Here is a 12,625-nt window from a genome sequence, read left to right as displayed (position 1 = left end):
TAAACAGAAGATTTATAACATGCAACAAAACATATTTTGCTTCAGCAAGGTTATGAGGGATTTAATTTTAGTCTTTTAGCAGAATGATTGGATATTTCTAGAGGAGTTATTTATAAATATTTTGATAACCGTGAAGAATTAGTTATCCATTTTATGAGATATGAAATGAAACTTTTTCTTGTAGAGCTATTGGAAATTGAACAATATTCTACCTTTGACGAAAAATTAACCTTTTTTAATTTTTAAAAATCCATCGATTCCACGGTTAATTGAAATTGGACAGCGTATTCCCATTAACGAAAACATGAAGATCAAAGAAGATTTCTTCAAGCTAGAAGACCTTCGCCTTGAGAGGAAAGGAATATACGATGAAAACATTCATACAAGCGATCACTGATCGTGTTACAACCAAAAAGGGAATGTGGATCACTTTAGCCATTTGGCTTATTGCAACCGTTTCCTTGACTTTATTTGCACCTAGCATCCATGATTATCAAGTTTCGAAAGTAGATACACTTCCTGAAGACGCTCAATCTGTTGTCGCTCAAGCAAAAGTGGCAAAGTATTTTAAAGACGATGAGGGTATCCCTGCCATTTTAGTTTTTCAGTCAAAGGACAGTAAAGTAAGCCTTCCGGTTCTAACTGCTGTTATTGATGAATTCGAAAATGCAAAAATTCCAGGGTTGCAACAAGTCGTTCCCTTATCATACCTGCCACCTCAAGCAACAACTGAATTCTTTTCAGAAGATCAAACAACTGCTTTAATTCCGATGACCTTTGATTCTTCCTTAGAAACGAAGGAAATGCAAAAGGCAATGACACAAATGAGGCAAATCGTAATAGACTCATCTGATTTAGAAATGTATGTGACAGGGCCAGCCGGAATTGCGACTGATACCGTAGATTTGTTTTCCCGCGCCGATTTAGTTCTTATCTTTTCAACTGTCGGGATCATTTTAATCCTATTGATTGTGATCTACCGTTCACCGTTATTAGCCCTTATCCCGCTCCTTGGAGCTGTATTTGTCTATCAAGTTGTCACACAAACACTTGGGATCATGGGAAAAGGCGGCTTGGCGATCAGTAGTCAAACCGTATCGATCATGTCCATACTCTTATTTGCAGCGGTCATTGATTATTCTTTATTCGTTTTCTCACGTTACCGCGAAGAATTGAAAACACATGCAAGTAAATATGAGGCCATGCAAGTAGCAATGAAAGAAACGGGCATGCCAGTGTTTTTCTCTGGTGGAACTGTACTCGCCGCGATGCTTGTTTTATTCTTTGCCCAATCAGGGGACTATCGTAATTTTGCACCGACTTTTGCTACGACCATGATGATCATCATGATTGCGTCCATTACATTAATTCCTGCCCTATTTACATTATTCGGAAGAAAATCATTCTGGCCTAGAATTCCTAAAATAGGAGAGCAAAGTACGGATAGACAAACTTTTTGGGGAAAAGTTGGGCTGCTTATTACGAAAAAGCCTCGGCTCTCTGTTGCTGTTGTCAGCATTATTTTAATAATAGCTGCAAGCAATATATTCAACCTACAATATGAATTCGACACGATGAAGTCATTTCCAGAAGATATGCCTTCCCGTCAAGGTTATGAAATTCTAGAAAAGCAGTTTGAAAAAGGAGACCTTGCGCCCACGACCGTCTTATTCGAATCAACAGAAGCTGTAACAGCCGAGAAAGAAGAAAATTTAAAGACCATATTGGCCGCTCAACCTCTTGTTAGCAATGTTCGTGTGAACGGAGTTACGGAAGACGAAAAGGTCATTCAATACAATTTAACGTTTGAAGGTAATCCCTATAGTATTAACTCGATGGATGCCTTGGAAAAAATGATCGCTAACAGCGAGAAAATCCTATCTGATAGTCATGTCACTGGAGAGCTATATTTTGCTGGAGAAACCGCTTCAAAGGTTGATGACAGAAAGATCAATGATCGAGATGTTATCCTCATTGTCGTTTTAGAAACGATTCTCATCTTTGTCTTACTCATTTTCCTAACAAGGTCATTTAAAATGCCCCTTTACATGATGGGTACCATTTTAATATCCTTCCTAGCCGCTTTAGGGCTAGGGACGTTCTTAAGTCAGTTATTCTTTGATATCAGTTCTATCAGTGATCGCGTCCCGCTGTATTCATTTGTGTTCTTAGTTGCCTTAGGCATTGACTATAACATTATGCTTATTTCCCGGTTTCAAGAGGAACGAAAAAAACATTCTGTCAGAGAAGCAGTGGAAATTGCTGTAGCCAACACGGGTGGTGTGATTTCGTCAGCTGGACTCATTTTAGCAGCAACCTTCGCTGTCCTTATGACTCAGCCAGTTGAACTGCTATTTGTATTTGGGTTCATTGTTGCAGTTGGGATCTTATTGGATACTTTCTTAATTCGAGGCGTTCTGCTACCAGGACTAATCGTATTACTGGAAAAAGATCAAGCTCAAGCATCTGAAAAATAAACAAAGAGGCAGGGACATAACTAGCTTCAAAATAATGAGAAAGGTGAATCCTGAGGGTACTCAAATTCACCTTTCTCTATTTTTGTCTGTTAATTTTGCCATTAACGCAAGACCTTCGATTTTCCTGGTACAAAAAATCGAGTGCAACGCAAATTAGCCTTCAAGAAGCCACATCGATTTCCGCTTTATCTAAATTTCTACTAGAAGACCCTATTTTACTCCAACCACCTCTCACCATTAAGCGGAATTTTTCCTGTTATCTCCTCATTGGACTCCCTTTTAGGCGAAATAACGGAAGATTTTCCGCTTATGGAGGGCAAAATCGTTTCTTTTGGCATTTTTTCAGTACATAGCAGGAGTTTTTCCTGTTATTTCGGCTCTTTTTCATGATGGTTGCTCATTAAGCGGAATTTTTCCTGTTGTTTTTTCATACCGATACGCCAACTGTTTATACGAACACTTTATACAGTTCAAACTGGAATCAAAAAGTCGTTACCACCGAATTTTTGACCCAGCCTCTTTTCATTCAAAATGGTTCAAATACTGGCCATACCCTTCTTCCACAAGCTTACTTTTAGGTATAAATTTCAATGCGGCTGAATTGATGCAATAGCGGGCCCGATCCGGTCCAGGTCCATCATCGAAGACATGACCAAGATGAGCATCAGAGGTTTTCGAACGAACTTCAATCCTTCGCATTCCGTGGGAGGTATCAAATTTCTCTTCCAACTCCGTTCGCCGGAGTGGTTTCGTGAAGCTCGGCCAGCCACAGCCTGCATCATATTTATCGAGGGAGCTAAACAATGGTTCACCAGAAATGATATCAACATAAATGCCTTCCTCTTCCTGATCCCAATACTCATTTTGAAAAGGCGGCTCTGTCGCATTATTTCGGGTCACTTCATACTGTAGAGGAGTCAATCTGTTGCGAAGCTCCTCATCTGATGGAGTCATCTTCCAATTTTCGCGAATAAACCGCGCTCTCCCTGAACCTTCCTTATACAATTGATAATGAAAAGGATTCTTTTTATAATACTCTTGATGTTTATCTTCTGCTGGATAAAAAGGACTTGCTGGTAAAATTTTCGTCGCGATCGGCTTTGAAAACTGGCCGCTTGCCGCTAACCCTGCTTTCGATTTCTCTGCTGCTATTCTCTGAGCCTCACGGTGGTAAAAAATGGCCGTTCGGTATGAAGAGCCCCGGTCATTAAATTGACCTTCAGCATCTGTTGGATCAATTTGTTGCCAATACATTTCAAGAAGTTTCTCATAAGGCATAACTGCCGGATCAAAGGTAATTTGAACAGCTTCATAATGGCCTGTTGTTTCAGAACACACTTCTTCATACGATGGATTCTCCTTATGCCCTCCTGTGTAACCTGAAATCACTTCTTTGATTCCAGGATGTTCGTCAAAAGGCTGGACCATACACCAAAAACACCCTCCTGCAAAGGTCGCTTTTTCCCATTGTTCCACCATAACCATCCTCCTTACATTTCTAGCCATTCGCGAAACCATAAAGCATACTCATAGGTTTGCACCCATTTCGAATCTGATTCCTCCACACTCCAAAAAGCAGACAACGTCGTCATTGCTAATCCCGCTTTTAAAAGGCGTTCGCGGTTAAATGACAATCCAGACGAAAGCGTATCGACTCTTTCCTTGAGCACTTTCTTCGGATTTTCTTTTTCATGAAGATGATTCATAAGGAAGGAGACAACATCAAAATACTGATCTCCGATAACGCCCTTCGGATCAATCGCCATCCACCCTTTATCCTCGGAAAAAAGAATATTTTCATGATGAAGATCTCCATGGAGCAATTCTGTCGTATCATTGATTTCTACAAAATAACGCTCGGCTAGACCTAGAATTTCCTCAGAAAACTGTCCGTTTAAATATTCATCTGTTTGCCTGCAAGCTAGAAGCTTAGAAGCCCATTGTTCAATCGATGGAAGATCGTTCTCCTTTGGCGCTTCTCGTCGGATCGCTTTCCAAACCTTCATAAATTGCTCTAGTACTTGCTCTTCGTCCTTTAACTCTGAAAGCATCTTTCCTGGAACGAATTTTTCTAACAGAATGACTCCCTTCTCTTCATCTGCTTTTAAAAGCTTACAGCATCCGTTCCCATCGTATACTTGCAATGCTCTTATTTCATTCCTCAATTCACTACTAGATAGAGCTATTTTTAAAATCCGCTCCACCCCGGTTTCATCTATCACATGTAATACATAGTTGTAAGACAAATTTGAAACAGGCCCCATGGAGATTAAATTCCATTTTGCTAAATAATGGTTCACCTTTTCTTCAAGATTCTCTAACCAGAGTGAACCTTGATCACGAAAGGCTCCGATCATTTTTTTCCGAAATGAACTAGGAATATGCATCGTCTCTCTCCCTATCATTTTTCAAATACAATTCCGTACTTTTTCATTTTTTTATAAAGGGTCGCACGTGACATCCCCAATCTCTTTGCGGTAATACTCTTATTTCCAAATGTACTTTGGAGCGTTTCCATAATTCGTTCCTTCTCCAGCCTTTCCTTCTCTGCAGTCAGTGAAGCGACCTGTAAATCAAGATGAACAGAAGGCTCCTCCCCAACATGAAGGACTTGATAAAGGTCAGTTTCTGTTATTTCCCCACTTTCGTTCAACACGACTAGCCTTTCTATTAAATTGCGAAGCTCACGAATATTACCAGGCCAATCGTAATCAAGCATGATCGATAATGCATCTTTATTAATGGTGTAATCTTGTTTTTGATATTTGAAGGAAAACTCTTCGAGAAAATCATAGACGAGTAAAGGAATATCCTCTCTCCTCTCTCGTAGAGGAGGAATCTTTACGGAAAATACATTTAAACGATAATACAAGTCCGAACGGAAGGTTCCTTCTGCGACCATTTTTTCTAACGTTCGATTGGTCGCTGCAATGACTCTAATATCAACTTTTTTCGGATTAAGTCCGCCAATGCGATAGACTTCTTTATCTTGCAAAACTCGTAGTAATTTCACCTGCATATCAAGAGGAAGCTCCCCCACTTCATCTAAGAACAAGGTTCCTCCATTCGCCAACTCTAACTTCCCTGGTTTTCCACCCCTTGAAGCACCTGTATAAGCTCCTGATTCATAGCCAAAAAGCTCACTTTCAAACAAGGCATTCGGAATTGCGCCACAATTAATCGGGATAAACGGTTTTTCCTTTCTCACACTTTTCTCGTGAATCGCATGAGCAAATAGTTCCTTCCCTACACCGCTATCCCCACTAATGAGAACGGTCGCATCTGACTTCGCCATTTTTTTTGCCTGATGAATGATGTGTTGTATCGAGGCATGAACCCCTTTGATTTTTGAGAAAGGATCGTCATGCTGTTGATTGATATGTTGTCTTAACTGCTGTAATTCTTTCGAAGCAGATGACAACTTTTCATTTAATTGAATCGTCGCAGTAATATCTTTTTCAATCGATAAGCTTCCGATCACTTCTTTTTCTTCATTATAGAGAAGACTTGTACTGATCAGGACATGTTTGTCAGCTCTAGGCACATGGTATACATCACGGACAGGCTTATGTGTCGCTAAAACCTTTAGATGCATGACATCCTCTTGTTGAAAAAAATCGCGGATATTTCGACCTATAATTTCTTCTTTATTTATTTGATAGGTTCTTTCTGCCGCTTCATTCCAATAAACCAATTCACCTTTTGTATTCACGACTGAAATCGCTTCTTCCAAAGAAGATAAAATCGCATCTAACGTTTGAACTACAAAACGATCTTCCATGTACATCGACCCACCTTTTATATAAGCAATATTTCTCATTTTTGTATAAAAAGTATACACTTCTAAACACTTTTGTTAACCAAACAATACAGTCTCAAAAACAACATGTAAAGAATATTTTATATAATGAATTAATTTCTTGATAGCGCACTTCAAATTAAAAAACGAAAATTCGGAAGACTTCCTCTTATTTAAATAAGCAGGATGTGATTTGCTAACGACTTCGTTTGAACTATTAATCCCTTTTCGTACATTGTGAAATAAATATTTTCTTAATATTAAATATTGGCACGATTTTTGCAAAAGTATGAATACCAGCGTGTATTCTTGAGCATCACCGTTTACAAGGTGAAAGTTTGCCATTGGAAAATATATATAAATGGGGGAAATGGTATGATAGCGACTGTTTCTAAAAATTTTTTTCTCTATGTATCTCAACATAAAGGGTTGAACAAAGCTGCTAGAAAATGGGGACTGAAATTTGGTGCCGCACAGGTGGTTGCAGGGATGACGATTGAGGATGCGATTCATTCGGTGAAGGAACTCAATGACAAAGGAATCCTATGCACTTTGGACCATTTAGGAGAGTTTGTCAGTAGTACGGAAGAAGCATTGCTTGCGACAGAATACAATGTTCGCACGCTTGAAGCGATTGGGAAAGCAGGCGTACAAAGTCATTTATCGGTAAAAATGACGCAGCTTGGACTAGATATTGATCGCGATTTCTGTGTAAAAAATATGTGCCAAATTCTTGATGCGGCGAAAAGAACGAATAATTTCGTCCGAATCGATATGGAAGACTACTCCCATTGCCAGGTAACATTAGATATATTGCGAGAACTCCGGGAAGTGTATGGGTTTGATAATGTTGGTACGGTTATTCAAGCATACTTGCATCGTGCTCTCGATGATGTAAGGGCTTTAAAGGGCATTTCGCTTCGACTCGTAAAAGGCGCCTATAAAGAAGATCCATCCGTTGCTTATCAGGATAAAAAAGAGATAGATGAAAATTATATGGAGATGATTAAAGCGCATTTGCAAAGTGGCAGTTACACAGCGATTGCTTCACATGATCATCATATCATCGCTAAGGTAAAGAAATTTGCAACGGACAACAAAATCCCTCGTGATCAATTTGAATTCCAAATGCTCTATGGTTTCCGCGAGGAACTACAGGAAAGCCTTGTAAAAGAAGGGTATAAAATGCGTGTCTACGTCCCATTCGGGGATGATTGGTTCGGCTATTTCATGCGCCGCTTAGCAGAAAGACCACAAAACGTCGGGTTTGCGTTAAGAGGATTTTTCTCAAAAAAATAGTGCAATAAAATAAAACAATCACTCAAGGGATTCTCCCCCTGAGTGATTTTGATTTCACACCTTTTTATGTTTTTGCTCCCTTTTCAAATTGAAAACGATTGGCCATTTCGGTTAATGTTTTAGATAAGTGATGAAGCTTTTTCCCAATTTGATTCGTGCTTTCCATTTGCTCGATTTGGTCCCCACTAACAGATAGCATTTCCTCTGAGCTTGCTAATGTTTCTTGTGAGATCGAAGTGAAGCTTACTGTTGCTTGTTCAAGCTTCGGCAAAATTCCAGCCAACTGGGATAATTCTTCCTTCATTCCTTGTAATCGACTACTTTCTTCACCAATTTCTTTCATTAACTCATCAAAGGAGCTTCTTGAAGCACTAGCCATATTTAGGTTGATTTTGATTTTAGCAAGCATTTGCTCAAATTCTTTCGTTGCACCGATCGTACTGTTTTCCATTTTCCCAATTGCATTGGAGATATCTTCTGTCGCTTTCGAAGACTGTTCTGCTAGTTTGCGAACCTCCTGAGCAACGACCGCAAATCCTTTTCCAGCCTCTCCTGCTCTCACAGCTTCAATCGATGCATTCAATGCCAACAGCTTCGTTTGCTCTGAAATTCCACGCACTAAACCGACAAGCTTCGTAATCGAACTGGAGAATTGATTTACTTCCGTAATTGTCCCCGTCAAATGCTCAAAATCTTCCTCAAACTGATAGATCATCGAGATTAACTCTTTAATATTCACTTCTCCATCTTCAGCTGTTTGATTCATATTATTAGAACTTATAAAAATTTCTTCCATTTTGGCAATCATCGCTTCAATTAGTTGTTTCATCTCTTTAAAGCTATTGGCATTATCCTCTGAACTACTAGCCGTTTGCTCTGCACCAAGCCTCACCAAATCAATGGCGGAGACTAGATGATGACTTGAATCTAGCGTTTGCTCAGATGATTTCATTAAATCTCCACCTGTTTGAGATAATTCTTTCGTCGTCTCTTGCAGTTCATGAATAATCCCACTCATATGATCAATCATCGAATGATAGCTTTTTTGTAATGACGTGATTTCTGGAATCGTTGTATGAATTCCCGTTGTCATTTTGAAATTCCCTTCACGTACCTCTCTCATCGTATTGCGTAGGATATTAAGAGGCTTCGTAACCGTTCGAACAAATAGTAGAATAATAATCGTTGTGACTAATACGCTAATTCCAATCCCAATGAGGATAAAGTAGATCATTTGTTGAACAGGTTCCAAATAAGAGTTCGTTGGAATCAACATCACATAGATTCCCCCTACCTCCCTTAACTCCCGAAAAGTGATCGTGTATTCCTTATTATCTATCTTCTTATGCAAGAGCCCATTTTTCATTCCGGTTATTTCATTCAATAGCTCAGGTGATAGATTAGGCAATCTTTCTTCACTTACCTTGAAAGGAATAGCGGCTCCATCAGCTATGTACATGACTTCCGATTCAATTCCCTCTCTCTTCAGCACCTCTTGTTGAGAACGAACACTACTTTCTAGTTGCTGCATAAAATAGTCATCATCACTAATATAGACAAACTTCAAATTTTCCGCGATATAACCGATTAGCTCCGTTTCTCTCACTAACCTTTTTTCGATCGTATCCATCGTGATTTCCTGTGCTTTCATATACGAGCTTACTCCAACACCTACAACCGCTAGAATTAATAGGGAGATAAACAAAAGAAATAGCCTCATCCCTAATGATAGCTTTTGTAGGAATTTCTCACCCGATCCTTTCATATTTTTCAAAGGTGTTAATGCTTTAAATCTGCTTTTTTTCAAAAGGATTCCTCCTAGTACACAACTATTGTCCTATGAAAAATTATACAGATCATTTGTAAACGCAATGTTAAGAGAAAGATGGGTTTTTTTAAGTTCGTGTAAATAAGCGGAGGAAACAACATGTTCCGAAGCATAAGAATGCTGGTATAATTAACACTACTAAATAATGATCCAGTGGGTAGACGCCACGACGTAAAGGAGGATTCTCATGTTCGAATTGTTGATTACGATGGTGGAGCGTCTTGGAATTCTAGTCATGATTGCCTTTATCCTGACGAGATTTCGTTTCTCTCGCGATATGATTTACCAAGAACAGCTTCATCGAAAACAACAGATTACCGCCATCCTTTTCTTCGGATTTTTCGGTATCATCGGAACCTATTCCGGATTAACGTTAAGTGTTAATAGTCTCCAATTTAACCCTTGGGCTTCTGGACTCGCTGCCGATGAAGCCATTGCGAACTCCCGAGTGGTCGGTATCGTCATCGCCGGACTCCTCGGAGGTTATAAAGTTGGGATCGGTGCAGGGCTAATTGCCGGAATTCATCGCTTCACATTAGGTGGCTTTACCGCCTTCTCTTGTGGACTCGCTGCCATTATCGCAGGAGTGATTTCAGGTTCCTTTCATAAAAGACACAAACGGCTTCATTTACAATCAGCCTTCCTGATTGGAGCGATTGCGGAAACGGTGCAAATGATCATCATTTTGCTCACTTCCCGTCCATTTGAAAAGGCAGCAGCACTTGTCGAGATTATCGGACTTCCGATGATTATAGCAAATGGCCTAGGAAGTGCACTCTTTCTTTTAATTATTAAAAGTGTCGTCAATGAGGAAGAAAAAGCCGGAGCCATTCTCGCGCAAAAAACATTAAGAATTGCCGACAAAACCTTGGCTTATTTACGAAAAGGATTGACCTTTGATTCTGCACGGACTGTTTGCCATATACTCCATAAAGAAATCAATACGAATGCAGTGGCGATTACGAATACGACAGACATCCTCGCACATGTTGGATTAGGAGAAGATCATCATCGCGCCAATATCCCGATTCAAACAGAAATTACGATTGATGCAATCCAAAAAGGTGAAATCATTGTCGCTAATAAAGAGATGATTCATTGTCGCGTTGATGGATGTCCTCTCGGTGCAGCAGTTATTGCTCCTTTAAAACAAAGAGGAGAGATCATTGGGACGTTGAAATTTTATTTTCGTTCGGAAAAAGAAGTCACTCCTGTCATTATGGAGCTTATTACTGGACTAAGTACACTTTTAAGCAATCAGCTTGAGATTGCCGATGCGGACAATGCTTATCACCTAGCAAAGGAAGCTGAAATCAAAGCACTTCAAGCACAAATTAGCCCACACTTTCTCTTTAATTCATTAAACACGATTCTTTCTCTTGTACGAACAGATCCAGATAAGGCGAGAAAGTTGCTTGTTTCCCTATCAAAGTTCATCCGCAAGAATTTAGCGAGTACTACAGAAAAAGTGACAACTCTTGAGCAAGAGCTAAAGCATGTGAAAGCCTACCTTGCGATCGAGGAGGTCCGTTTTACCAACAAACTAAAGGTTTTCTATCAAATTGAAGAGGATGTTTTAACGCAGGTCATCCCACCTCTTACCCTTCAACCACTCGTTGAAAATGCCATCAAACATGGGTTGCAGGATAAAGAGAACAATTGCATTTTGGAAATCATCATCGAGAAGCATGGAGAAGATACCTTCATTCAAATAAAAGATAATGGAGTAGGAATGCCGAAAGAAAGAGTACAACAAGTAAGCAAAAATCCGATTACTTCAGAAAGCGGAACCGGTCTTGCTTTATATAACGTAAATCGCCGTTTAACGATTATGTTTGGTGAGACGGCTGCATTACAAATTAAAAGCGAAGTCGATATCGGTACGGAAATTTCATTTTCCCTACCAGCAGATAAGGTGGAATAGTCATGGAAAAATCGATACGAACACTTATTGTGGATGATGAACCATATAGCCGAGATGAACTGAAGCATTTATTAAGCTCTTTTCCTACGATTAAAATTGTCGGTGAAGCCGATTCTGGGGAAGCTGCAGTCATGAAGGCGATTCAATTTCAGCCAGATGTCGTCTTCCTTGATGTGGAAATGCCAAAGATGAACGGGATGAAGGTGGCGGAAGCTTTTTTAGAATTCAAGAAAATTCCTTTAGTCGTTTTTGCGACTGCTTATCCTCAATTTGCAGCAGAAGCTTTTCGCTATGAAGCGATCGATTATTTATTAAAGCCGTATGATGAAGAGCAGCTACAGGAAACGGTCCAAAGAATTGAAAAGATTGTTCTTGCCAAACGAGATCCCGAGCCGATTAAGTCAACTGGAAAGCTGGCAGTTGAAGCAGAAGGAGAAATTTTTTACATCGAACCAAAAGATATTCTCTATATCGTTCGAGAGGAAAATATGACCAAGCTCATGACAAAGGAGACAGAATACGAGACAAAAGTGGCCCTTAAAGATTTAGAGGCTCGACTCCTTCCACGCGGATTTTTCAGAATTCATAAAAGCTTCCTCGTAAATTTGGATTATGTTGTCCGCCTGACTCCTTGGTTTAACGGGGCATTTCAGCTTGAGATTACAGGAAGAAAAGAGCTCTTACCTGTTAGCCGAAATTATATAAAAGGCTTAAGGGCGCGGTTGGAAATTTAATAATGGTAGAATGGGCATAAGTAGTTCCGATAACATGGAGAATAACTATAATCATCATCGAACCTAAATAATATACGATTTCATAGTAGAAATAACAATGCAAATCGTACACAAAAAGCTTGAGTGAATTTCTACAACCGTACCGACCCTCAAGCTTTTTCCCTTAATTTAAGGTAATTGTTAAACTAAAGCACACCCTTTAGCTTTAGTATTATTCACAAAATTAATTACAGCATTACAGCGGCAATATAAACGTAAAGGAAGTATGCAACTGGAATGAGAGTAATAATTAATCCTATTGCCCTAGTTTTTAGTCTGAATTGTAAAAATAAACCGATTACCCAAATAAACAACCAAATAAGGATTGTGAAGTCATTGGTAGAACCTTCACCAATCCCACTAAAGCCATATCCAAGAACACTAGAAATCGTAACAAATAGTCCCGTAATCACATTTACGACAATTGACATTGTTTTGTTCAATATTCTAACCCCCTTATAACAAGATTCTTTCTCTTCCATTAAACTGCCCCGATAGTAGAACAACTTCACCAATATTGAGCAC

At 39.4% G+C, this 12,625-nt stretch carries 9 protein-coding genes; 4 read left to right on the top strand and 5 right to left on the bottom strand.

Features of this window, described 5'->3' with window-relative positions; translation table 11 throughout:
- Window positions 1–368 precede the first annotated feature (368 nt).
- The gene (locus tag AA0X71_RS01200; RefSeq protein WP_413358275.1) at window positions 369–2,477 is read left to right on the top strand and encodes an MMPL family transporter; all 2,109 of its coding nucleotides are present in this window, start codon (window positions 369–371) and stop codon (window positions 2,475–2,477) included.
- 522 nt (window positions 2,478–2,999) lie between these two features.
- On the opposite strand, the gene msrA is transcribed toward AA0X71_RS01200, so the two are convergent.
- Genes msrA through AA0X71_RS01185 form a run of 3 tightly spaced genes read right to left on the bottom strand, consistent with a single transcriptional unit; the run spans window position 3,000 to window position 6,264 of the window.
- Complete coding sequence (msrA, locus tag AA0X71_RS01195) at window positions 3,000–3,956, bottom strand: peptide-methionine (S)-S-oxide reductase MsrA (RefSeq protein WP_413358273.1); 957 nt, start codon at window positions 3,954–3,956, stop codon at window positions 3,000–3,002.
- 11 nt (window positions 3,957–3,967) lie between these two features.
- Complete coding sequence (locus tag AA0X71_RS01190; protein WP_413358271.1) at window positions 3,968–4,864, bottom strand: aminoglycoside phosphotransferase family protein; 897 nt, start codon at window positions 4,862–4,864, stop codon at window positions 3,968–3,970.
- Between the two features lie 14 nt (window positions 4,865–4,878).
- Window positions 4,879–6,264, bottom strand: coding sequence for a sigma-54 interaction domain-containing protein (locus AA0X71_RS01185; RefSeq protein WP_413358269.1), 1,386 nt, complete (start codon window positions 6,262–6,264; stop codon window positions 4,879–4,881).
- Window positions 6,265–6,651: 387 nt separating this feature from the next.
- Between AA0X71_RS01185 and AA0X71_RS01180 the strand changes: the two genes are divergently transcribed.
- Window positions 6,652–7,575: a proline dehydrogenase family protein gene (locus AA0X71_RS01180; protein WP_413358267.1), complete on the top strand. Its 924-nt coding sequence runs from the start codon at window positions 6,652–6,654 to the stop codon at window positions 7,573–7,575.
- 64 nt (window positions 7,576–7,639) lie between these two features.
- Here AA0X71_RS01180 and AA0X71_RS01175 read toward each other — a convergent pair whose 3' ends face one another.
- Window positions 7,640–9,382, bottom strand: coding sequence for a methyl-accepting chemotaxis protein (locus tag AA0X71_RS01175; RefSeq protein ID WP_413358265.1), 1,743 nt, complete (start codon window positions 9,380–9,382; stop codon window positions 7,640–7,642).
- 208 nt (window positions 9,383–9,590) lie between these two features.
- Between AA0X71_RS01175 and AA0X71_RS01170 the strand changes: the two genes are divergently transcribed.
- A complete protein-coding gene (locus AA0X71_RS01170) occupies window positions 9,591–11,327 on the top strand; it encodes a LytS/YhcK type 5TM receptor domain-containing protein (RefSeq protein WP_413358263.1) in 1,737 nt (578 codons plus the stop codon).
- Window positions 11,328–11,329: 2 nt separating this feature from the next.
- Window positions 11,330–12,061: a LytR/AlgR family response regulator transcription factor gene (locus tag AA0X71_RS01165; protein WP_413358261.1), complete on the top strand. Its 732-nt coding sequence runs from the start codon at window positions 11,330–11,332 to the stop codon at window positions 12,059–12,061.
- 227 nt (window positions 12,062–12,288) lie between these two features.
- On the opposite strand, the gene AA0X71_RS01160 is transcribed toward AA0X71_RS01165, so the two are convergent.
- Window positions 12,289–12,543: a hypothetical protein gene (locus AA0X71_RS01160; RefSeq protein WP_413358259.1), complete on the bottom strand. Its 255-nt coding sequence runs from the start codon at window positions 12,541–12,543 to the stop codon at window positions 12,289–12,291.
- Window positions 12,544–12,625: the final 82 nt, after the last annotated feature.

It is taken from the genome of Robertmurraya phoenicis (assembly GCF_047302285.1).
Taxonomy (GTDB): Bacteria; Bacillota; Bacilli; order Bacillales; family Cytobacillaceae; genus Robertmurraya.
This window is presented reverse-complemented; position numbering and strand designations above follow the sequence as displayed.

Excerpts from the sequence above, each read along its gene's own strand:
- AA0X71_RS01200 (WP_413358275.1), top strand. The coding sequence starts at position 369 with ATGAAAACATTCATACAAGCGATCACTGATCGTGTTACAACCAAAAAG.
- msrA (WP_413358273.1), bottom strand. The coding sequence starts at position 3,956 with ATGGTGGAACAATGGGAAAAAGCGACCTTTGCAGGAGGGTGTTTTTGG.
- AA0X71_RS01190 (WP_413358271.1), bottom strand. The coding sequence starts at position 4,864 with ATGCATATTCCTAGTTCATTTCGGAAAAAAATGATCGGAGCCTTTCGT.
- AA0X71_RS01185 (WP_413358269.1), bottom strand. The coding sequence starts at position 6,264 with ATGTACATGGAAGATCGTTTTGTAGTTCAAACGTTAGATGCGATTTTA.
- AA0X71_RS01180 (WP_413358267.1), top strand. The coding sequence starts at position 6,652 with ATGATAGCGACTGTTTCTAAAAATTTTTTTCTCTATGTATCTCAACAT.
- AA0X71_RS01170 (WP_413358263.1), top strand. The coding sequence starts at position 9,591 with ATGTTCGAATTGTTGATTACGATGGTGGAGCGTCTTGGAATTCTAGTC.
- AA0X71_RS01165 (WP_413358261.1), top strand. The coding sequence starts at position 11,330 with ATGGAAAAATCGATACGAACACTTATTGTGGATGATGAACCATATAGC.